The sequence below is a fragment of the Megamonas funiformis genome, from assembly GCF_010669225.1.
Classification (GTDB): domain Bacteria; phylum Bacillota; class Negativicutes; order Selenomonadales; family Selenomonadaceae; genus Megamonas; species Megamonas funiformis.
Genome location: NZ_CP048627.1, coordinates 2468271 through 2490931 on the forward strand (window position 1 = coordinate 2468271; position 22661 = coordinate 2490931).

Genomic DNA, 22661 nt, shown 5'->3' on the forward strand with positions numbered 1-22661 from the left:
TTTATGGCACCAAAATCAACTTGGGAAACTTTTACCTTTGTATCTGGCATTGGTTTTCACTTTGTAATCACTATTGGCGTTTGTATTTTCTTGGGGCAAAAAGCTGATATCTACTTTGACTCTACACCTATTTTCACGTTAATTGGCATCATCTTAGGTGTAATCACCGCTGTTTACACTGCTTATAGAAAAATCAAAGATGTCAATAAATCTTAAGGAGTATCTATGATTAAATATATCGTCAAAGCAGATGTCAAAGAGCAATTAGCTAAAGATTACTTAAAACGCCATGAAAATATATCTTCTACATTATGGAAAAAAATCAAGCGACAAGATGAATTTTTCGTAAATGGTCAAAAAGTTCGTGCTACACAGGCAATAGTAAAACCAAACGACATCATTGAATACAATCTTCCTGTAACTTCCAAAGTAGAAGCTATACAAATACCCTTAAATATTGTCTTTGAAGATGATTATTTCTTAGTCGTGGATAAAATAGCTGGTATGCTCACTCACCCATTGACATTTGAAAATACTCAAACTCTAGCTAATGGCGTGATGTATCATTTTGCTAAAACTAATCAAAATGTAGGCTGTCATCCACTTTATCGTCTTGATAGAAATACTTCTGGCCTCGTCGTTTTTGCTAAAATGCCACAATTACAACATCAATTAGCCAATAACCACCAAAAATTTCAAAGATATTACTATGCATTAGTTCATGGAAAACTCTCACAAAAAGAAGGGCAGATAAATGCACCTATTGGCAGAAAAAAAGATAGTATCATTCTGCATGAAGTCAATGATGAAGGCAAATATGCCATCACCAATTATCGCGTAATCAAAGAATTTGAAAATTATTCTTTAATCAAGCTATGGCTAGAAACAGGGCGAACACATCAAATACGTGTGCATATGTCTTATCTTGGTCATCCATTATTAGGAGATGACCTCTATGGTGGTAAATTAAATTTAATATCTCGCCATGCCCTTCATGCTTATAAATTAAAATTCAATCATCCTTTTACCCATGAAGAAATTTGTATCTCCAGTCCCATGCCAGATGATATGGCAAAATTAATCATAGATTAGGGATTTGCCAATTTATAGGTTTTTCCCCCACAGCTTCTAAAAAAGCATTTACCTTAGAAAATGGTCTACTGCCGAAAAATCCATTAAATGCAGATAATGGACTTGGATGTGCAGACTCTACGATGAAATGTTTCGGATTAGTAATCATTTTTTTCTTTTTGCGAGCAGGTGCTCCCCATAAAATAAAAGCTATAGGTTTTTCACGTTCATTTAAGATTTCAATAATTCTATCTGTGAATTTTTCCCAACCCATATTGCAATGAGAATTCGCTTGATGTGCTCTCACTGTAAGTACAGTGTTTAGTAATAATACACCTTGCTGTGTCCATGGTTTTAAACAACCATTATTTGGTATTTCACAGCCTAAATCTTCTTTTAACTCTTTGAAAATATTCACAAGTGAAGGTGGAGCTTTTACTCCAGGTTTTACAGAAAAACTAAGTCCATGTGCCTGACCATCACCATGATAAGGGTCTTGACCTAAAATCACGACTTTTGTATCATGATAACTTGTGTAATGGAGAGCATTGAAAATATCATACATGTCTGGAAATATCTGTCTTGTTTTATACTCATCTACTAAAAATTTACGAAGTTCTAAATAATATGGTTTCTTCAATTCTGGATTTAAAAATTCAGCCCAATCATTATGAAAAATCTCCATAAATTACACCTCTTTCTCATTTAAATATCATTATTTTTATTATACCAAAATATTAACAATAGGAAAAACAACGGAGGTATGCAATGAGCAATCATTTAAAAGGTATTTTAATGGTATTATCTTCTACTGCGATGTGAGGTCTTGTAGGAATTTTAGTTCAATATTTGATAAGTAGTGAACATTTCACACGTAAAACATAAACGACCTTCCGGTCTTGAACTCATTTCTATTTTATTCGCTATAACAGGTACATCTTTAATAGTTACTAAAGGAGATTTTTCTTCAATTATTCTTTCCCCTATAGCCCTTATGGCTGGTATCACTTCTGCACTTTGTTGTGTATTTTATACACTTCAACCTCGCAAAGTATTATCTAAATACTCCTCTACAAATGTAATGGGTTGGAGTATGCTCTTTGGTGGAATATTTATTTCTTGTTTTAATAATCCGCTAGATATACCAGGAGAAATAAATTTATATACATTAAGTGCAATTTTAAGCATGATTTTATTTGGCACTGTATTAGCATTTTGCTTTTACTTAAAAAGCCTTGATTACTTGAGTCCAACTGAAGCCAGTATCTTAACTGTGGGCGAACCACTTTGTTCTATTATTCTCTCTTTAATCTTCTTAAATGTCACTTTCTCCTCTATCGAACTTATAGGAGCAGTATTGATTTTAAGTACAGTATTATCTTAGCTAAAGCAAAATAAGAGGCTAATTTTAGCCTCTTATTTTTATTTTCATCTATATTTTTCTGTTTTTATACCCCAAAACAAATAAATAATATGTATTATCCAAACGGTAATCATCACATATTGTACCCAAAAGAATTCAGCTGGCATAAAATAATAACCTATGCTCATTATTACTGTTACCATAAAAAACACTTTGAATTTTGCCTTTATACTCATTGTTCGCTTTTGCACAAAATCTGCCAAATGTTTTTTATATAAATCAGTTTGCCTAAACCATTGATGTAATCTCTGTGAACCTTTAGAAAAACAATATAGAGTTAACAAATAAAAAGGCACTGTTGGTAATAATGGCAATATAATCCCTATAGTTCCTAATATAAAGCTTATACAACCTAAGCTTATCCAAAAATATCGTATTAGAATTTTATATGATAATTCCACTTTGCACCTCATTAAATAAATGATAACAATTTTCAATAAAATTATATCATAATATACTGGAATTATCTTCTATTATTTAGCAATTATCCTTTAATTGTTTTTCTATTATCGTATTTAAAATAAATCATACTTGCCACAGTAGCTATTACAGCTATAATACCTTCAAGATAAAAAGCTATATTTAGACTATATATTTCTGCGATATTGCCAGCTATCATTGGAACTATTGTCATTCCCACTGCATAAATAGCCTGATAATATCCCATAGCTGTAGAACGTTTTTCGATAGGAACATTCTTCATTGCTTCTGAAGTACAAAAAGAAAAAACAATTCCTGTAGATAATCCCGCTAATATTTGAATAGCAATCAATAAATTAGGTGAAAAAATATTAGGTACAGCAAAACAATATATAGCTAAAACGAATAAAATAAAAGGTATCCAAAGTGATGAACCTAATCGTCTGGCAAAATTACTTGCTGAAAAATAAGAAGCCAGCACTGCTACAATAATATATACGATAGATAATAAACCAATTTGAAATGCACTCGCATTTATTTCATGAGCAATCTGCGTTGTAAAACTCATACAAGTAGCCATTAAGATACCTTGTTGAACTAATGCCAATATCGAAAAGAAAATCAATCTTTTATCTGCATAAACTTTTATTAAATCTGATGTTTTCGGTACTATTTTTACTGTCTTTGTCTTTTGCTCTTTAATACCAAAAGATAATAATATCGCTGGCACACCACTACAGATACTCAATAAACATAAAAAATTCATACCTAAATGATTATAGCTCAAGGTACTTAAAACAAAACCACCTAAAACGCCTATATTATTAGCAGCCATGATAAGACCCATTGCTCGCTGTAGATTTTCACAAGTGAAATAACTAGCATATAAAACCATGAAAGAAATCCACATAGCTGAAGCAAAACCAGATAATATATTTCCCACTAAAAAACCTGTTTGCGGTTCTAAAATAATACGAAATACCGAAGCTAATGCTGAAGCTGTAACGCCTAAAATGATAAATAATTTATGACGACCATTTTTATCTGCCATAATGCCAATGGGCATTCTCAATACCATTTGTGAAAAACCATATATGCCTATGATTATGCCAATCATACTAGAAGAAACCTGCATAGTTGATAAATATGGTGTTTGAAAAGGCACATATACATATTGAGCAAACCAAAATAGTACAACTATTATCAACAACAAATTTTTCTGGTAATTTAATTTACTTTTGTCCATGAAAAATCTTTTTACTCCTTTCATTTTGGATTAAAATTAAAATAAAAATCGCCTTAGATTAAGGCGATTTTTTTATTTATAAATTATACATATGATTTAAAGGGCCACTGCCTTTTCCTAAATCTAAATTAGCTTTTAATGCTCCTGTGATATAATCTTTAGCATTTTTAATACTTGTAACTAAATCATGACCAGCAGCTAAATTAGAAGCAATCGCTGATGATAAAGTGCAGCCTGTACCATGAGTATTTGGATTGTCTATGCGTTTACCTTCAAACCAATGAATTTCTCCATGGTCCCAAAGCAAATCATCTGCTGTATCTTCCAAATGACCACCTTTAATTAAAATAGCAGTCGGTATCTTTTGCGAAATAGTCTGTGCTGCTTTTATGCAATCTTCTTTTGTCTTGATAGCAAAGCCACATAAAACTTCTGCTTCTGCTAAATTTGGTGTAATCACTGTAGCTAATGGCAATAATTTTTCAATTAAAGTATTTGCCGCATCTTCTTCCATCAAACGACTACCAGCTGTAGAAACCATTACTGGGTCAGCAACGATATTTTTAGCTTTATATTCTACTAATTTATGGGCAATCATTTCAATGATTTCTTTATTTGCCACCATACCGATTTTGACTGCATCAGGATAAATATCCTGGAAAATACAATCCAATTGTCTGCCAACAAAGTCAGCCCCTGCATCTAAAATGCCGCACACACCAGTTGTATTTTGAGCTGTAAGAGCTGTAATTGCACTCATTGCATACATTTTATGAGCAGTAATTGTCTTTATATCTGCTTGAATACCTGCTCCACCACTACAATCTGAACCTGCTATTGTCAAAACTTTTTTCATTTCATTCATCTCTATCATCTCTTTTCATATTTAGCCATAGCTTCTAACTGTTCACCAGTCATATTATAAATAGCATCGATTAAATAATTTCTAAAGCTAGCATTGCCATCTAATTCACTCATACGTTTTTGAGCGATTTCGCCTGCTACACCCATAGCACAAAAAGCTGCTACTGTAGCCATTAATTTATTATCTTTATTCGCTGCTAAATAAGCTGTAGTAAATGCTGATAACATACAACCACTACCTGTGATTTTACTCATGATTTTATGACCATTGTAAATCACATAAGCATCTTTACTATCAGCCACAATATCAATGACACCACTAATAGCAATAATAGCATCCATATTTTTAGATAATTGCTTAGCAAATTTTACATATTCTGTTAAATTCTCTTCAGTAATGCTATCTCTTATATCAGCATCTACACCACGAGTTGAACCACTGCCATTTGCTAAAGTTTTTATTTCAGAAATATTACCGCGGATTACATCAAATTTTATATTTTTTACTAATTCAACAGCAGTGCGAGTGCGAAGTTCTGACGCTCCTACACCTACAGGGTCTAATAAAACTGCATGACTTAATCTATTAGCCATCCAACCTGCTTTATGCATAGAATTAATTGTTCTTGAATTCAACGTACCAATATTTATATTTAAACCATTACAAATGCTGGTGATTTCTTCTACTTCATTAATATCATCAGCCATAATAGGTGATGCTCCACAAGCTAATAAAATATTTGCACAATCATTTACAGTAACATAATTAGTAATATTATGTATTAATGGAGAATTTTTACGCACATTCTCTAAACATTTTTTCAACAAAATAATCAGCCTCCTTTTTATTATTTTCATTCTACAATATTCACAAAATGCCTGCAATGAAAAAGCTTTTTGTTTAACTTGACTCCATTAAAATTAACTTAATTTACAGATTTAGCTTTTACTAAATTTAAATTAAGTATTAATATTGCCGAAATAATGCATATCATACCCAATATCTTCGTTAAATCAAATACTTCTTGAAAAAATATCAATCCCACTATAGCTGATACAATAGGTTCAATCGTAGCTAATATTGAAGCTTTTCCTGCCTCTAATTTTTTTAGCCCTGTAGTATAGAGTAATAATAGTTACTGCTTCATATTTATCTATTATCATCTTGCTAAAAATGCTATATAACGCATAACCAAAACCTGCACCTAAACCCAATAATATAGCCTTGCCACTCAAAGTTACTTCTTGAGAAAATGCTCCTGTAATAAAACATAAACCAATAATAGTTATAAATAAAGCCAATACTTTTCGCTTATTCAATTTTTCATGAAAAAAGAAAAAAGACATTATCATCACAAATATAGGTGCCATATACAATAAAAGTGCAGGAATTGCCACACCGCCAATGACTTCAATCGCTTCAAAATAACAATAATTAAAAAAGATAATACTCAAAATACCTGTACCTAAAAAATAAATTATATCCTTAAATTCAATTTTTAATTTACTTCTATCAAAAATACTTAAATAAATAACTAAACATAAAGCTGAAAAGAATCCTCTTATCGCTACACATTGCAACGAATTAAAACCTAAATCCTTTAATAAACTGATGAAAATGGCAATAATTCCCCATAAAATGCCCGCACTAGTAATACAAACAACACTATTCACTATATCAACTCCTTTATAAATTCAAAATTATAAAAGCCTTCTTCTCATTATTTTACCTAAATTACGGATTAAATATCAAATTGACATAATGCTTATACTTGCTTAAAATTAACTTAACGAGCTAAGAAATTGTGGTGATTATATGTATCAAGAAGAACGTTTATATCAAATCATGAATTTATTACGCAAGAAAAAAAGTCTATCTAAACAAGAAATCATGTCTACATTCAATATATCTCGAGATACAGCTAGACGCGATATCATCTGTTTAGTAGAACAAAAAATCGCTTTACGCACACATGGTGGTATCACCTTACCTACAGTGCAACTTCGTCAAAGCTTCAAAGAACGAGCAAATTTAAAAAACTCCAATAAAGATTTATTAGGCAAAGTAGCTTCATCATATATCAAAAAAAATGCTATTTGCTATTTAGATACATCAACAACAGTTCAATATATGTGCAAATACATCAAAGAAAAATCTACTATATATAGTAATTCCATTGACATCATTGAACAATTAAAAGATAACGCTGCTTTAGATTTACACTTATTAGGTGGCAAACTCAATCCTGTAAATCGCTATTTCTATGGCAGTGAAACATTGGCCACACTTGATAATATCCGTTTTGATATCGCCTTTTTAGGTGCTGCTAGCATTACTGAAGATGGATTTTACACCTTTGAAAATGAAGATGCTGCTATCAAACATTTGATTGCCAAAAATTCTACACTTACTTGTGTACTTGCAGATTCTGGTAAATTTCTGCTACAACCTGCTTATAAATTTGGTAAATTAAGTGATGTAGATATTGTTTTGACTACAAAAATGCCACCAAAAGCCATAGTTACAGCATTAGCTAAAGCTAATTGTTCACTATTTTGGGATTTCAATGATAAAGTTAAAGGAGAAAATATTTTATGACTATAAAACTCATTGCCTTAGACATGGATGGTACTTTACTCAATCGACAAAAACTTGTTCCTGAAAAAAATGCTTTAGCCATAAAAAAAGCTATGGATAAGGGTATTTATGTAACTATAGCCACTGGTCGTATGCCTGCATCTGCTTCTTATTTTGCTAAACAATTAAATATGAACTGTCCTGTAGTATCTTGTAATGGTGGTGTTGTTAAAGATTTAAATACAGGAAAAAGCATCTATGAAGCTCATTTTTCTAAAGATACTATAACTGAATTAATATCTATTTGTTATCAAAAAAATTGGTATATTCGTTGGTATATTGGCGATACAATTTATGTTCGCTATGTAGATATGGATATGTTCCCTGCTTATAAAACTACAAAAGGATTAAATATAGTAGAGGTCGGCGAGGATTTTGAAAAATATACAGAAAATGTTACTCAATTAGTTGTTTGTAACTTAAATGGAAAAATCCAAGAAATTCAAGACGAATTAGCCGATATATTCAAAGATAGAATTGGTCTACAACAAAATACAGGATATACTATGGATATAACACCTCCTGGCATTGATAAGGCAGTAGGACTAAGTAAATTAGCTCAATATCTACAAATAGACAAAAGCGAAATCATGGCTTGTGGTGATGGTGATAATGATTTAGCTATGATTGAATATGCCGGTTTAGGTGTTGCTATGGAAAACGCTATTGATGATGTGAAAAATATTGCTCAATTCATTACTAAAGATTGCGATGAAGATGGTATAGCATACGTTATTGATAAATTTATATAATAAAAAAGCTTGGCGATAGCCAAGCTTTTTTTTATTTTTCCAATCCATATTTTTTAATATAACGATATAAAGTAACACGACTTACACTCAAAAGATTAGATAAACGGCTTACATTTCCGCCAGCTGCTTTCCATGCTTTGAGGAATATTTCTTTATCTGTTTTCCATTTATTATCTGGTTTTACACTACCCATTAAATTAATATCTGTAGGATAGATTTCATGTCCACTTGTATTGAAGAATGAATATTCTAATACGCTTTGTAATTGTTTGATATTTCCTGGCCAATCATAAGTTCTCAACACTTCTAAAGACTCTGGTAATAAAACTTTTGGCTCCATTTGATGTTGTTTAGATAATTCTTCAATTATATTAATAGCTAACATTGGAATATCATCTCTACGAGAACGAAGTGATGGCACACGTATAATACTGCGAGAAATTATATTAAATAATTTTTCATCGAATTGACCTTTTTCAGTCAAACGTCTTAAATTTGCATCACTTGCAGCAATAATGCGTACATCAATACTGCGTTCTAAGCTTTCACCAATACGATGAGTTTTCTTTTCGGATAAAGCTTTAGCTAACATTTTAGCAATAGAGCTTGGTAATTTTTCGATTTCATCAATAAATAAAGTACCTTTACTTGCTAATTCTAATTTACCTGGATGACTAACATCAGAATCTGTAGCTGCACCAAAGATATCTTGTTCCAATAATTCTGGTGTAGAATCTGCACAATTTATAGAAATCAATGGACCTGCCATACGCATACTAGCCATATGAATACCATGAGCTAAACGCTGTTTACCAATACCAGCTTCACCTTGTAATAAAATATGATTTTTATTGCGAGCTACACGATAAGCGCGTTCTTTCATCTGTACAAAAGCTTTGCTTTCTCCCACCATAGAAGATAAGCTATATTTTGCTGTATAACCAGAAGCATGAGCTACTAAAGTACGTAAATCTTCAATTGGCATAGATACTGTAACTACACTTTGTACATCTTCATCATCTTCAGAATTTTTCAATGGCACAACAGTAGTAATATCTTCATATGTTTTATTATTAGTAATCCATGTAGTTTCACGATTATAGCAAGAAATACCTTGGAAACCATCATAAATAGGAGTATGTGTATAATTTAATACAATATCTTTTAAATGAGCTGTTTCTTTATTTTCATTTATAGCATTAATAGCGGATAAACGTTCTTCACCCATGCGATTTGCATAAACGATTTTATCTTCAGACATAATATGATATACAGCAAATGGCGCTGCATCTAAAATAGCTTTTTGAGCTTTGATATTCAAAGATTGTCTAATATTTAATTCTAAAGCAGTTTTTAATGTAAATAATAATGCTAAAACTACATCTTGAGGAATTTTTTCATATTCCATTACAGTTAAAGATACGATATATGTTAATTCCCCATTGACCATAATTGGCACAGAACCACTATTCATTTCATGTAATTCTTCAAGCCAAATTTCTGGGCCAAATACCCAAAATGGTACTTTATGCTCTTTTACAATATTGCAACTAAGTGTACCTACGTTTTTCGTAGTTAAGCTTACGCCTTCCAATCTATCAATAAGTCTTGATGTTGGATTGGCATATTTTTTTAGTACAGTACATTCTGAATCCATGATAGTTAAACATAGATTATATTCATGTAAAAAGTCCACAATACTGTCAATAAAATTATCTAAATACTCAATAGCATCACTGTGTTTACTTTGTAATTGAGCTAATTCATATGCTGATAATCTAGCAGTTGCTAGAATTTTTTTAGGATTAACTTGATATTGCTTAGATAATTCCCATGATTCTTTTATCCATGGATGTACATTAGGGTCAGTTATACCTTTATTTATAAAAATTTTGTAATAATTTATTAATTTTTCTCGATTTCGATGTTCTCTAATCATAATATTTATAAACCTCTATTCTGTAAAGTTTGTCGCCTAAAATCTTTAAGATACTAACTATTTTAACAAGTGTGTAACAAACTATCAATTATTTTCTAAAAAAATAATAACATTTGTACAAAAAATATTGTTTATTTGTTAACTTGTGAGCTAAAATTATATTTGTTATACTTTATTCATAAATTAAAATGTTGAGGATGGTTTTTTCTATGGCTAGAATGAGTAAACGAATTAGTAATAAAATTACTAAAACAAAAGAACAACAAAATGCACCTAAAGAACAGAAAAAGTACGGTAAAGATATTTGGTTAATCCTATTAATCGTCATTAACTTCTTATTATTAGTAACTATGTGGGAAAGTTTAATTTTAGCTCCAATAAGCTTTGCTACTTACTTAGTTTTAGAAATTGCTTTAGTAATTATGTATGCAAATCGTCATGCAAAAGTGTCTGATAATGTTAGAGAATGGCTCTATAAGGCACAGATTTTCTTTATGGGTATTATTTTACTTTTATTCTTATATACAGTAGTTGCTTATATATTCGGTTAAAATAAAATATAAAACAAAAAGGCTAGTTAGATATAATCTAACTAGCCTTTTTTATAACCGAATTAATAATTATTTGCTTTAATTTCAAAGAATGCTTTTGGATGAGCACATACAGGACAAATTTCTGGAGCTTCTGTACCTTCATATACATGACCACAGTTTGAACACATCCAAATCATTTTTTCATTGCGTTTGAAAACTTTATCTTCTTGAATATTTGCTAATAATAAATTGTAACGAGCATCATGTTCTTGTTCAATTTTAGCAACCATTTCAAAGAGGTTAGCAATGCGAGTGAAACCTTCTTCACGTGCTACTTTTGCGAATTCTGGATACATAGAAGTCCATTCTTCATGTTCACCAGCAGCTGCTGCTTTTAAGTTTTCTTCAGTAGTACCAATTTTATCTACTAATTTAAACCAAATTTTAGCATGTTCTTTTTCATTTGCAGCTGTTTCTTCAAAAATTTTTGCTATCTGAACATATCCATCTTTTTTGGCTTTAGATGCAAAAAAAGTATATTTATTGCGAGCTTGAGACTCACCTGCAAATGCTGTCCATAAATTTTGCTCTGTTTTACTTCCTTTTAAATCCATAGTATACACTCTCCTTCATGAATAAAATCAAAAAAACAATAAACCGAACTAGTAAATAATTATTATTAATTAATATTATATACTATTTTTCTTGATAGTCAAGATATTTTCATATATTTAAATATAATTTGTTTTAAAATATATATTGTATACATTTACACATTTACACTTTTTGTTATATAATAGATTTCATAATTGATATTGAATGTATCAAATAATGAATTTATTGCTATTAATATTTATGTCAAAATTATGTATATATTTGAGAGTTTGGGAGTGTAGCTTTGAAAAATATTATTTACTTGAAAACACAACGTTGCAAAGGCTGCGGTATTTGTGTAGCTTTTTGTCCCAAAAAAGTTTTGCAATTAGATGTATTAAATCACTGTCAGATTGTCAATGCTGATGCTTGTATAGGTTGTGGACAATGTGAATTACGTTGCCCAGATTATGCTATTTTTGTAGATAAGGAGGAAAATTAATGATTAAATTAATGCAAGGCAATGAAGCGTGCAGTTATGGTGCTTTAGCTGCTGGTGTGCGCTTTTTTGCAGGTTATCCAATTACACCATCTACAGAAATCGCTGAAACAATGGCTAAATTATTGCCTAAAATGGGCGGTAAATTCGTTCAAATGGAAGATGAAATCGCTAGTATGGGTGCTGTTTTAGGCGCTTCTCTTGCTGGTGATAAAGTACTGACAGCCACTTCTGGTCCTGGCTTTTCTTTAAAACAGGAATTAATCGGTTATGCTTGTGCTGCTGAAATTCCAGTAGTTATTGCCAATGTACAGCGTGTAGGTCCCTCAACTGGCCAACCAACATCTCCTGCACAAGGCGATATCATGCAAGCTCGTTGGGGAACACATGGCGATCATTCTATCATTGCGCTTTCTCCATGGAGTGTGCGTGAAACTTTTGACGTTACTGTTATGGCGGTAAATTATGCAGAACGCTTCCGTACACCAGTTATTTTATTGATGGATGAAATTGTAGGTCATTTACGTGAAAACATAGATGTTCCTGAGAAAGACGATATAGAAATTTATCCTCGTCGTCAACCAAAGATGACACCATCACCAGAATATAAAGCCTATACTCCTGACACTGACTTAGTGCCAAATATTGCTGACTTTGGTAAAGGATATCACATTCATGTAACTGGTCTTATTCATGATGAAACAGGCTTCCCATCAGGTAGCCCAATGGTTACTAAAGAAGTCATTGATAGATTGCATAAAAAAATAGATATTGCTCGTGATGAAATTTGTCATTATGAAGCATACAATATGGAAGATGCACAATATGCAATTGTAAGCTATGGTGGTACAGCTCGTACAGCGTATGAAGCTATGCTCGAAGCTCGCAAAAAAGGTTATAAAGTCGGCATGGTACGCCTTATCACAATTTGGCCATTTGCCGATAAAGTTATTGCAGATTTAGCAGACAAAGTTGATGCTATTTTAGTCCCAGAACTTAACTATGGACAACTTGTACATGAAGTGCAACGTGCAAGTGAAGGCAAATGCAAAGTAGAATTCTTAGGCAAATATGATACACAGATTTTCACTCCAGCTGAAATTGAAACAGCTATTATTAAAATGTGCGAAGGAGGCAATAATTAATGAAACCTAGAGTTTATGAACAACATTTCCGTCAAAACCGCCTTCCGCATTTATGGTGCCCTGGTTGCGGTAATGGTATTGTAATGAAAGCAATTGTAGAAGCTATCGTCAAGAAAAATCTCGATCCAGATAAAACAGTAATCGTATCCGGTATTGGTTGCTCTTCACGTGCATCTGGTTATATGGATTTTGATACACTTCATACAGCTCATGGTAGAGCTATTCCATTTGCAACAGGTATAAAACTTGCTAGACCAGAGCTTAATGTAATTGTAATCACAGGTGATGGCGATTGCATGGCTATCGGTGGCAATCACTTTATTCACGGTGCAAGACGTAATGTAGATTTAACTGTCGTATTATTCAACAACAATATTTACGGTATGACAGGTGGTCAGGCATCACCTACTACTCCGCTTGATAAAAAAGCGACAACTGCTCCATATGGTTGCGTTGATAATCCATTTGACCCATGCAATTTGGCAGCAGCAGCAGGTGCTACATATGTGGCAAGAAGCACAGCTTATCATGTACCACATTTGATCAATATGATAGCTGGCGGTATTGAAAATAAAGGCTTCTCCTTAATTGAAGCTATAGTACAATGTCCAACAGCTTTCGGTCGTAAAAATAAAATGGCAGATCCTGCACAAATGATGATGTGGATGCGTGATAATGCAGTTATGAAGCCAGCTTTTGATAAATTAGCTGATGATAAAAAAGTAGGCAAATTCCCAATTGGTCTATTACATCAACATCAATCTATTGATTATGACCATGCCTATGATAAAGTTATTGAAATAGCTGGAGGTGTTGAAAAATGATGAAACAACTCCGTTTATCCGGTTCAGGCGGTCAGGGCGTTATCACAGCAGCAATTATCTTTGCTGAAGCTGCTGTAAGTGAAGGCAAACAAGCTGTTCAATCTCAATCTTATGGTCCAGAAGCACGTGGTGGTGCTTCTAAAGCGGAAGTAATTATTTCCGATAATCCGATTTATCATCCTAAAGTTATAAATCCAGATATCGTACTTGCTATGACACAACAAGCAGCTGACAAATATTATGGCGATTTAGACAAAGACAATGGCTTATTAATCGTTGATGAAGACCTTGTACCAAATGCACCAGATTTTCCACATATCATTAAAGTGCCAATCACTAAAATGGCTTCTGAAAAACTCGGCAAATTGTTATTTGCCAATATAGTTGCACTTGGCATCATGGTTAAACTCTCTGGCATTGTTTCGCTTGAAACAGTAAAACAATCTGTGGCACATCGCGTACCACCACATACAGTTGATAAAAATATGCAGGCATTAGAACTCGGTTACAATGCTGTTTAAAATAAAAACTCCCTTTAATTAAAGGGAGTTTTTATTATTATACAAATTATTTTTAATTATGCTTTTGAAATAGCTTCTTTCATGGATTTTACATAATCAACTAAATATGGTGTAGCCTCTTTGCCATATTTATCAATAATACGAATAACGGCACTGCCTACAATGACACCATCAGCAATTTTAGCTATATCATATGCTTGCTGTGGTGTTGAGATACCAAAACCTACAGCAACTGGTTTATCTGTATATTTACGAATAGTATTTACAATACTTTGTATATCTGTTTTTATTTCTTTTCTAACACCTGTTACACCTAAAGAAGATACGCAATAGATAAAACCCTGTGCTTCATTAGCTATCATACCTATGCGATTTTCTGAAGTAGGTGCTATCAAAGATATTACTTCTACATCATTTTCATTAGCTTGGGCTAAGATTTCATCTTTTTCTTCAAAAGGTAAATCAGCCACAATAACGCCACTGATATTGCATTGTTTACATCTAGCAAAAAACTTATCTTTACCATAAACGAATATAGGATTTATATAAGTCATAAATACAAGTGGTATATTCACTTTTCCCTTTAAATTTTCAGCCATATCAAAAATATCATTTGTCGTCATATTGCCACTTAAAGCTACTTTACTAGCCGCTTGAATAACTGTTCCTTCTGCCACTGGGTCAGAAAAAGGTATCCCTATTTCTATCAAATCAGCTCCAGCTTCTGCCATTTTTAGAATAAATTTTTCTGTAGTTTCTAAATTCGGATAACCTGCCAATACAAAGGGAATAAATGCTTTCTTATTTTTAAATGCTTCTTCTATCTTAATCATTGATTTTCACTCCTCTATATCTCGCCATAGCTGCTACATCTTTATCTCCTCTACCAGATAAGCAAACAATGATGATTTCATCTTTTTTCATTTTCGGTGCAATTTTCATCACTTGTGCTATAGCATGAGCACTTTCAATCGCTGGGATAATTCCTTCTGTTCTTGATAAATATTCAAACGCATCAACTGCTTCATCATCTGTAATCGCTACATATTCAGCTCTACCACTATCGTGTAAATAAGCATGTTCTGGCCCAATACCTGGATAATCTAAGCCTGCTGAAATAGAATATACAGGAGCAATCTGACCATATTTATCCTGACAAAAATAGGATTTCATACCATGGAAAATACCTTCTGTGCCTTTAGAAATAGTAGCTGCATGTTCTTCTGTATCAAGACCTTTTCCAGCTGCTTCACAACCAATCAATCTCACTTGTTTATCAGGAATAAAATTATAAAACATGCCCATAGCATTGCTACCGCCACCAACGCAAGCCATGACTACATCTGGCAATCTATTTTCCATGTCTAATATCTGTTCACGAGCTTCTCTGCTGATGATAGACTGAAAATCACGCACAATAGTTGGAAATGGATGTGGTCCCATAACAGAACCTAAAACATAATGTGTATCATCAATTCTTGAAGTCCATTCGCGTAAAGCTTCATTTACTGCATCTTTTAGTGTTCTTGTTCCTTTAGTAACACTATGTACTTTTGCTCCTAATAATTCCATGCGATAAACATTTAATGCTTGTCGTTTCGTATCTTCTTCGCCCATGAAGATTTCACATTCCATATTCATAAGTGCTGCCACTGTTGCTGTAGCTACGCCATGTTGACCTGCACCTGTTTCTGCAATTACACGAGTTTTTCCCATGCGTTTTGCCAATAAAATCTGCCCCAAAACATTATTGATTTTATGAGAACCTGTATGATTTAAGTCTTCTCGTTTCAAATAAATCTTTGCTCCACCTAAATCATTTGTCATCTTTTCCGCAAAATATAAAAGTGATGGTCTACCTGTATATTTTCGCTGTAAATCCTCTAATTCTCTGACAAAATCAGGATCATCTTTATATTTTAAATACGCTTCTTCTAATTGATTTACTGCATTCATTAAAGTCTCTGGCATATATTGTCCGCCATATTTACCAAAACGACCTTTTTTATTTATCTTATTCACGTTCATATTTATCCTACCTTTCGCAAAAGTTCACTTATCGTCTTAACTTCATTTTCATCTTTATGATTATCTTTTTCTATGCCACTACTGATATCTACTATATATGGTTTTGTTGTTCTTATCGCTCTAATGATATTTTGCTTATTTATACCACCAGCCAAGATAAATTCACCTGTAAAATCCTTAAGCAAATCCCAATTAAAACTCTTTCCTGTGCCACCAGCACTATCTTTTACATAAGCATCAAACAAAATCATATCGGCAATACTTTGTTTCGCTCTTTCTATATCAACAATATCTTTTACTTTTATCGCTTGCCAAATCGGCAAATCGAGTTTATTTTTCAATGCTTTGATAAATTCATTATCCTCATCACCATGTAATTGAATGATATCTAAAGAAACTTTCTGAGCTATCTCTTCAATTTGTGCTAATGAAGCATTGACAAAGACACCGACTTTTTTAATTTTTTCATCTAAAATTTTAGCTAAATCACTCGCTGTTTGCATACTTACTTGTCGTTTACTTTCAGCAAATATAAAACCCACATAATCTGGAGTATATCTATTTATGATAGCTATATCTTCTCTAGTTTTCATGCCACAAAATTTTACTTTAGGGCTTATTTTCTTTCCATATAATTCCTTAAGTGCTAAGACTTTATCTTTAGCCCTCATAAAAGTTTCACCGATAAGCACGGCTTGCACTTGATGAACTCTTAATTTTTCTATATCTTCTTTAGTTTTTATGCCACTTTCAGAAACAAAAATCACATTTTCAGGCACTAAAGACCTTAATTTTAAACTATTTTCTACATCTACAGTGAAATCTTTTAAATTACGATTATTCACACCGATAATTCTCGCTTGTACTTTCAAGGCTCTTTTTATCTCATTTTCATCATGAGCTTCCACTAAACAGGATAGCCCTAATTTTTCAGCTAAGGTAAAAAATCTTCTAAGTGTTTCATCATCTAAAATCGCACAAATCAATAAAATCGCTGAAGCTCCTAAAATTTTCGCTTTATAAATCTGATATTCATCAATGATAAAATCCTTACATAATACAGGAATACTGACATTTTGAGCTATTTCTTGTAAATATTTATCTTCACCTAAAAAATAATCTGGCTCTGTGAGTACAGAAATAGCACTTGCTCCTGCTAATTCATATTCTTTAGCGATAGTTAAATAAGGAAAATCCTGAGCTATAATTCCTTTTGATGGTGATGCTTTTTTCACTTCACAGATAAAATTTATATCTTGCTTCATCAATGCTTTTTCCAAAGGAAAATCTCTATTTTGAGGCAAAGCTTCTGCTTCTTGTTTTAGCATAGCTAATGATTTTATCTGTTTTTGTTTAGCTATATTGATTTTTCGTTTCTCTACAATTTCATCTAAAATCATTTAACATACCTCATTTGAATATTTGATAAATCGTTCCATCTGATATTTAGCTTTGCCTGTATCTATCGTATCTTTGGCTATATTGATGCCATCTTGTATAGATAATCCATCTTTTGCTAAATAAATACTCATACCAGCATTTAATAATACTGCATTGCGTTTTGCCCCCAAAGTTCCTGCTAAAATATCCCTTGTGATTTGAGCATTTTCATTTTTATCTCCGCCAACTAATTCAGCTGAATTTGCATATTCCATGCCATAATCTCTAGGGTCTAAAGTATATGTCTTTAATTTTTTATCTTTGATTTCACATACTAAAGTTTTATTACAAGCTGTTATCTCATCTAAACCATCATAACCATAGACAACAGCACCTCTTTTTACACCGAGATTAGATAATACTTTCGCTAATGGCTCTACTAATTCTTCTTGATAAACGCCCATCAATTGTCGATTAGCATTTGCAGGATTAGCAAGTGGCCCTAAGATATTGAATACTGTTCTAATTCCTAGTTCACGTCTAACAGGACTAGCATATTTCATAGAACTATGATACTTCGGAGCGAACATAAAACACATGCCTATTTCATCTAGCATCTTTTCATTCTGCTTAGCATCTAATTCTAATTTAGTGCCTAAAGCTTCTAAACAATCAGCTGCACCACATTTACTAGATACACTGCGATTGCCATGTTTAGCTACTTTTATACCGCTAGCTGAAATTACAAATCCTGCTGTAGTTGAGATATTAAATGTATTTGCTTCGTCTCCACCTGTGCCGACTATTTCAAATAAATCATCTTTATAATCTATGCTTTGAGCTTTTTCTCTCATGACTTGAGCAAAAGCTGTTATTTCGTCTATCGTTTCGCCCTTTAATCGCAAAGCAGTCAAAAAACTAGCAATTTGAATATTGCTTGCTGTTCCACTCATAATTTCTTGCATAGAAACTATAGCTTGCTCTGTTGTTAAATCTTGCTTATTACTCAATTGATATATTGCTTGTCTAATCATTTTGATTACCTCTTATATCCAGAAAATTTCGAATTAATTTCTTGCCATTATCACTTAAAATTGATTCAGGATGAAATTGCAATCCATAAATAGGATATCTTCTATGCTCTATTGCCATAATTTCACCATCATCAGTAGTTGCTATTATCTTTAAATCTTCGCCTAAAGTTTCTCTTTTAATCGCTAAAGAATGGTATCTTGCTCCCATAAATTCTTTATCTATACCCTCAAATAAAGGTGAATTTTCCATTATCTTTAATTTAAAAGCTTTGCCATGAACTACTTCTTTAGCATAACTTACAATACTTTCAAAAACTTCAGCTATGACTTGATGACCTAAACAAATCCCTAAAATCGGTATCTCACCTTGAAAAGCTTTCACAATTTCACTGCAAATTCCAGCTTCACTAGGTTTTCCTGGCCCTGGAGATAGCACAATATGACTTGGATTTCGTTTTTTTATCTGCTCTATATTTATTTCATCATTGCGAATGACTTTTATCTCTGTATTTATTGAACCGATTAATTGATATAAGTTATACACAAAGCTATCATAATTATCTACTAACAAAATCATATGTTTCCACCTCCTGTGCTTTTGTGATTGCCTCTATCATTGATTGGGCTTTATTTATCGTTTCTTGGTATTCATTTTCAGGTATGCTATCTTTGACTATTCCGCCACCTGAACGAACAAATACTTTACCTTGTTTTGCTACTGCCATTCTTATACCTATGCACATATCCATATTACCTGCAAAATCGATATATCCCACAGCACCACCATAAATACCTCTTGGGCTTTTCTCTAATTCATGAATGATTTCCATAGCTCGTATTTTTGGCGCACCAGATAATGTTCCTGCTGGCAAAGTAGCTACGATAGCATCTAAAGCATCACAATCATCTTTGATTTTTCCTTTTACAGTAGTTGTTATATGCATCACATGAGAGAAAAACTCTACTTTATGCATATTTTCTACTGTTACTGAATTGAATTTACTGATTTTACCGATATCATTTCTGCCCAAATCCACTAGCATATTATGTTCTGCCAATTCTTTTTCATCACTTAATAATCTTGTTTTTAATAAATCATCTTCTCGTTCATCTTTACCTCTTGGCATCGTGCCAGCTATCGGAAAAGTCTTTAATTCTTTATCCTCTAATTTTATCAATGTTTCTGGTGAAGCCCCTGTCAGCTCTATTTGCTTAGAACTTAGATAAAACATATATGGGGAAGGGTTTATCGTTCTTAATATACGATAAGCATTTAATAAACTTCCTGAAAAATCAGCTTCTATGCGATTAGAAATGACAGCCTGAAAAATATCGCCTTCTTTGATATAACGCTGTGTCTTTTTCACTACATCTATATATTCATCTTTAGTAAACTCTCGTTTAAAATCAGATAATAGTTTCCCTGAAGGTATTTCTTTTTCTTTGCCATAGATAATAAGTTTTGCTAATTTTTCTAAATCATCAATGGCTTTAGCATAATTAGCTTTTAAATTATCAGTTTTTATATTCACAATTAAAATTATCTTTTTCGTATAATGGTCAAAAGCTATTACCTTATCAAATAACATCAAATCTACATCATTGAAAGAAACTTCATCTTTGTTTACTGTTTCATCTACAAAGTCCAATTTACTTTCTTGATAACGCAGATATTCATAAGCAAAATATCCAACCAATCCGCCAGTAAACGACGGTAAATATTCAAATTTAGGGCTTTTATATGCTTTTAAAATCTCTCTAATCTCTGTATTTGGATTATCTGTCTTAATTTCTTCTATTTCATTATTGCTAGCTTTTTTTATCTTCAATAAATGATTTTTACAACTAATCTCTAAAGAAGGATTAAAACCTAAGAAAGAATATCTGCCCCAATGATGTGTATTCTCCACACTTTCAAATAAATACACATTATCACTGATATTTTTCAAGATTTTCAACACTTTAATCGGTGTTGTAAGGTCAGCAAATATCTCTTTACTCACTGGCACTATTTTATATTCTGTTTTTATTGCTTCTAATTCTGCCAGAGTCAGTTTGTACATATTCTAATCCTCCTTTATAAATCTATTTGTAAGCAAATAAAAATACCCGTCCTTGAAAATAATATCAAGGACGGGTATCTATATTTCTATATAATTAAATCACTAAATTATATATTATACTCTACTCGCGGTACCACCTTGTTTGAGCAAATGCTCCTCTTTGCAGGATACTAACATATCCCTCACAGTTAACGCTTGTGTCGCGTTGCAGAATACTAAGATTATTTCTAATCTGTTGACTGCACCCTCAGTGGTCCATTTAATATGCTGCGTACTATAGGCTCTCAGCTCCCCTACTCTCTGTAAGTGCATTTCATATTTTTATCTCCACCTCATAGGTTTCATTAAGGCAAGTATTAAATTTTTGAATTGATTTGCTCATATTATTGCACATCAATTATTTTTTGTCAATATTAAATTGTAAACTTTACACTATAAAATAAAAGCAATAACCACCGATATTGTTTTATGGTATAATAATTATACAAATTTTCACCCTGGAGTAAATTAATCATGAATGATGATAAATGGCAACGAACCGTTGCTAAACGAAGAAGACAACGTCGCATACAAAATATATTTGCTTGTTTTGTAGTTTTATTAGTATTATTAATTTTATCGATTATAGGAGGTTATTACTATTACCAGCGCACTAATTCTCCTGAATATGCTTTAGAAGAATTGCAAACAGCCTTTGAACATCGTGATATTGACACTATTCATAAATACGTAGATTTAAAAACTTTATTACCACCAAATTATAAGATTTTGACTAATGATATATTTATCAATGATAAAATCTATACAGAAAAAGAACATAGTATTTATCAAACCTTCTATGCCCTCATTGAACCCATCATTATTGATGGTACAATTCAAAGTATTGATAAATATATTCAAACTGGAAATTGGCAACGTTTCAATTATGATTCTATGCTTAAAGGTCGTCAATTAGGTATCGATTATACAGAATTAATCAATCGCTCTTTATTATTCAATATAAGCTTCAAAGAAATAAAATCCATAGAAACTATTGATGATAATTCAGTTATGGCAACGATTTTAGTTGCAGATAAATACACAGATACTAATTTTGATTTAAAATTGAAATTAGTCAAAAATGAAGAAGGCATTTGGCAAGTCAGTGAAGTTACTAATTATCAAGATTATCTAACTATGATATCTAATCTTTATCACCAAGATATAAATACGTATTTGACTAATACTAAAGCTGATTTGGATAGAAATAATGCTCAATTCAAGCAATTACAAAACGAATTTATAGTTTTAGCTGAAAACTTCAAAAATAATCCTTCATCAAGTCAAAGAGCATTGTTAAAATCTTTTATTGATAATAAAATAGTGCCAACATATCAAGATTGGTATAATTATCTACAAAGTTATCAAATACCTACAGGCGCTCGCCATTTACATGAATTGCGCATGGAAAGTACGACATATACTATTCAAGCATGGAAAGCTTATGCTATCGGTATTCAAGATAATAAACCAAAAGATTTAGCTAAGGCTGAACGACTACATCGAAAAGCTATGGAAACAGAGCAGAAAGTTACTGATACGATTAATAATATGCCTGCTTTATTTATGCCTACAGTTGATTAATTTTATACTTCGCATAAGCGAAGTAATTTTTTTTGGAAAAATTGCATATAAAAAAGGAGTACAA

General features: G+C 32.1%; 26 protein-coding genes. 11 read left to right on the forward strand and 15 right to left on the reverse strand.

Translation table 11 applies throughout. The annotated features are described in order from the left end of the window. Nucleotides 1-3: 3 nt before the first annotated feature. Both GXM21_RS12250 and GXM21_RS12255 read left to right on the forward strand, forming a co-directional pair. The gene (locus tag GXM21_RS12250) at nucleotides 4-216 is read left to right on the forward strand and encodes an AtpZ/AtpI family protein (protein WP_008539308.1); all 213 of its coding nucleotides are present in this window, start codon (nucleotides 4-6) and stop codon (nucleotides 214-216) included. Nucleotides 217-225: 9 nt separating this feature from the next. Continuing rightward, the gene (locus GXM21_RS12255; RefSeq protein WP_008539307.1) at nucleotides 226-1092 is read left to right on the forward strand and encodes an RluA family pseudouridine synthase; all 867 of its coding nucleotides are present in this window, start codon (nucleotides 226-228) and stop codon (nucleotides 1090-1092) included. On the opposite strand, the gene GXM21_RS12260 is transcribed toward GXM21_RS12255, so the two are convergent. Continuing rightward, nucleotides 1082-1756, reverse strand: a complete 675-nt coding sequence (locus GXM21_RS12260) for a uracil-DNA glycosylase (RefSeq protein WP_008539305.1) — start codon at nucleotides 1754-1756, stop codon at nucleotides 1082-1084. The genes GXM21_RS12255 and GXM21_RS12260 overlap by 11 nt on opposite strands. Nucleotides 1757-1930: 174 nt before the next feature. Here GXM21_RS12260 and GXM21_RS12265 point away from each other — a divergent pair, with 174 nt between their 5' ends. Further along, nucleotides 1931-2455, forward strand: coding sequence for a DMT family transporter (locus tag GXM21_RS12265; RefSeq protein WP_008539303.1), 525 nt, complete (start codon nucleotides 1931-1933; stop codon nucleotides 2453-2455). Nucleotides 2456-2499: 44 nt separating this feature from the next. Here GXM21_RS12265 and GXM21_RS12270 read toward each other — a convergent pair whose 3' ends face one another. From GXM21_RS12270 to GXM21_RS12295, 6 genes are all read right to left on the reverse strand, one after another. Next, complete coding sequence (locus tag GXM21_RS12270) at nucleotides 2500-2895, reverse strand: YbaN family protein (RefSeq protein ID WP_008539302.1); 396 nt, start codon at nucleotides 2893-2895, stop codon at nucleotides 2500-2502. A gap of 83 nt (nucleotides 2896-2978) precedes the next feature. Then, nucleotides 2979-4160 (reverse strand): MFS transporter, encoded by a 1182-nt coding sequence (locus GXM21_RS12275; RefSeq protein WP_008539301.1) that lies wholly within the window; start codon nucleotides 4158-4160, stop codon nucleotides 2979-2981. Between the two features lie 76 nt (nucleotides 4161-4236). Continuing rightward, entirely contained in the window at nucleotides 4237-5025 is a 789-nt protein-coding gene (thiD, locus tag GXM21_RS12280) for a bifunctional hydroxymethylpyrimidine kinase/phosphomethylpyrimidine kinase (RefSeq protein WP_008539300.1), read from the reverse strand. A gap of 5 nt (nucleotides 5026-5030) precedes the next feature. Beyond that, nucleotides 5031-5852, reverse strand: coding sequence for a hydroxyethylthiazole kinase (gene thiM, locus GXM21_RS12285; protein ID WP_008539299.1), 822 nt, complete (start codon nucleotides 5850-5852; stop codon nucleotides 5031-5033). Nucleotides 5853-5950: 98 nt separating this feature from the next. After that, a complete protein-coding gene (locus tag GXM21_RS13260) occupies nucleotides 5951-6106 on the reverse strand; it encodes a hypothetical protein (protein ID WP_353737411.1) in 156 nt (51 codons plus the stop codon). Beyond that, a complete protein-coding gene (locus GXM21_RS12295) occupies nucleotides 6090-6698 on the reverse strand; it encodes a DMT family transporter (RefSeq protein WP_008539298.1) in 609 nt (202 codons plus the stop codon). The genes GXM21_RS13260 and GXM21_RS12295 overlap by 17 nt, the downstream gene beginning before the upstream one ends. Nucleotides 6699-6840: 142 nt before the next feature. Between GXM21_RS12295 and GXM21_RS12300 the strand changes: the two genes are divergently transcribed. Both GXM21_RS12300 and GXM21_RS12305 read left to right on the forward strand, forming a co-directional pair. Further along, the gene (locus tag GXM21_RS12300; RefSeq protein ID WP_008539297.1) at nucleotides 6841-7623 is read left to right on the forward strand and encodes a DeoR/GlpR family DNA-binding transcription regulator; all 783 of its coding nucleotides are present in this window, start codon (nucleotides 6841-6843) and stop codon (nucleotides 7621-7623) included. Beyond that, nucleotides 7620-8414: a Cof-type HAD-IIB family hydrolase gene (locus GXM21_RS12305; protein ID WP_008539296.1), complete on the forward strand. Its 795-nt coding sequence runs from the start codon at nucleotides 7620-7622 to the stop codon at nucleotides 8412-8414. Before GXM21_RS12300 ends, GXM21_RS12305 begins: the two co-directional genes overlap by 4 nt. A gap of 31 nt (nucleotides 8415-8445) precedes the next feature. Here GXM21_RS12305 and GXM21_RS12310 read toward each other — a convergent pair whose 3' ends face one another. Next, nucleotides 8446-10353, reverse strand: a complete 1908-nt coding sequence (locus GXM21_RS12310; RefSeq protein ID WP_008539294.1) for a sigma 54-interacting transcriptional regulator — start codon at nucleotides 10351-10353, stop codon at nucleotides 8446-8448. 209 nt (nucleotides 10354-10562) lie between these two features. Between GXM21_RS12310 and GXM21_RS12315 the strand changes: the two genes are divergently transcribed. Next, nucleotides 10563-10904, forward strand: coding sequence for a hypothetical protein (locus GXM21_RS12315; protein WP_008539292.1), 342 nt, complete (start codon nucleotides 10563-10565; stop codon nucleotides 10902-10904). 62 nt (nucleotides 10905-10966) lie between these two features. Here GXM21_RS12315 and rbr read toward each other — a convergent pair whose 3' ends face one another. Continuing rightward, nucleotides 10967-11500, reverse strand: coding sequence for a rubrerythrin (rbr, locus tag GXM21_RS12320; RefSeq protein ID WP_008539289.1), 534 nt, complete (start codon nucleotides 11498-11500; stop codon nucleotides 10967-10969). A 284-nt stretch (nucleotides 11501-11784) separates the two neighbouring features. Here rbr and GXM21_RS12325 point away from each other — a divergent pair, with 284 nt between their 5' ends. The 4 genes from GXM21_RS12325 to GXM21_RS12340 are packed head-to-tail and all read left to right on the forward strand — an operon-like array spanning nucleotide 11785 to nucleotide 14469. Further along, nucleotides 11785-11982, forward strand: a complete 198-nt coding sequence (locus tag GXM21_RS12325; protein WP_008539288.1) for a 4Fe-4S binding protein — start codon at nucleotides 11785-11787, stop codon at nucleotides 11980-11982. Further along, nucleotides 11982-13124: a 2-oxoacid:acceptor oxidoreductase subunit alpha gene (locus GXM21_RS12330; RefSeq protein WP_008539287.1), complete on the forward strand. Its 1143-nt coding sequence runs from the start codon at nucleotides 11982-11984 to the stop codon at nucleotides 13122-13124. Before GXM21_RS12325 ends, GXM21_RS12330 begins: the two co-directional genes overlap by 1 nt. Then, on the forward strand, nucleotides 13124-13948 hold the full coding sequence (locus GXM21_RS12335; RefSeq protein ID WP_008539286.1) for a 2-oxoacid:ferredoxin oxidoreductase subunit beta: 825 nt from the start codon (nucleotides 13124-13126) through the stop codon (nucleotides 13946-13948). The genes GXM21_RS12330 and GXM21_RS12335 overlap by 1 nt, the downstream gene beginning before the upstream one ends. After that, complete coding sequence (locus tag GXM21_RS12340) at nucleotides 13945-14469, forward strand: 2-oxoacid:acceptor oxidoreductase family protein (protein WP_008539285.1); 525 nt, start codon at nucleotides 13945-13947, stop codon at nucleotides 14467-14469. Before GXM21_RS12335 ends, GXM21_RS12340 begins: the two co-directional genes overlap by 4 nt. 56 nt (nucleotides 14470-14525) lie before the next feature. Here GXM21_RS12340 and trpA read toward each other — a convergent pair whose 3' ends face one another. The 6 genes from trpA to trpE are packed head-to-tail and all read right to left on the reverse strand — an operon-like array spanning nucleotide 14526 to nucleotide 20974. Next, nucleotides 14526-15302, reverse strand: coding sequence for a tryptophan synthase subunit alpha (gene trpA, locus GXM21_RS12345; RefSeq protein ID WP_008539284.1), 777 nt, complete (start codon nucleotides 15300-15302; stop codon nucleotides 14526-14528). Further along, nucleotides 15295-16497, reverse strand: coding sequence for a tryptophan synthase subunit beta (gene trpB, locus GXM21_RS12350; protein ID WP_008539283.1), 1203 nt, complete (start codon nucleotides 16495-16497; stop codon nucleotides 15295-15297). The genes trpA and trpB overlap by 8 nt, the downstream gene beginning before the upstream one ends. 2 nt (nucleotides 16498-16499) lie before the next feature. After that, nucleotides 16500-17897 carry a bifunctional indole-3-glycerol-phosphate synthase TrpC/phosphoribosylanthranilate isomerase TrpF gene (trpCF, locus tag GXM21_RS12355; protein WP_008539282.1) on the reverse strand — a complete coding sequence of 466 codons (1398 nt, stop codon included), beginning with the start codon at nucleotides 17895-17897 and terminating at the stop codon, nucleotides 16500-16502. Then, a complete protein-coding gene (gene trpD, locus GXM21_RS12360; RefSeq protein WP_008539281.1) occupies nucleotides 17898-18911 on the reverse strand; it encodes an anthranilate phosphoribosyltransferase in 1014 nt (337 codons plus the stop codon). Next, nucleotides 18904-19488: an anthranilate synthase component II gene (locus GXM21_RS12365; RefSeq protein WP_008539279.1), complete on the reverse strand. Its 585-nt coding sequence runs from the start codon at nucleotides 19486-19488 to the stop codon at nucleotides 18904-18906. The genes trpD and GXM21_RS12365 overlap by 8 nt, the downstream gene beginning before the upstream one ends. Continuing rightward, entirely contained in the window at nucleotides 19469-20974 is a 1506-nt protein-coding gene (gene trpE / locus GXM21_RS12370) for an anthranilate synthase component I (protein WP_008539278.1), read from the reverse strand. Before trpE ends, GXM21_RS12365 begins: the two co-directional genes overlap by 20 nt. Before the next feature lie 513 nt (nucleotides 20975-21487). On the opposite strand from trpE, the gene GXM21_RS12375 reads away from it, so the two are divergent. After that, nucleotides 21488-22597 (forward strand): hypothetical protein, encoded by a 1110-nt coding sequence (locus GXM21_RS12375; protein WP_008539277.1) that lies wholly within the window; start codon nucleotides 21488-21490, stop codon nucleotides 22595-22597. The last annotated feature ends 64 nt before the right edge of the window (nucleotides 22598-22661 follow it).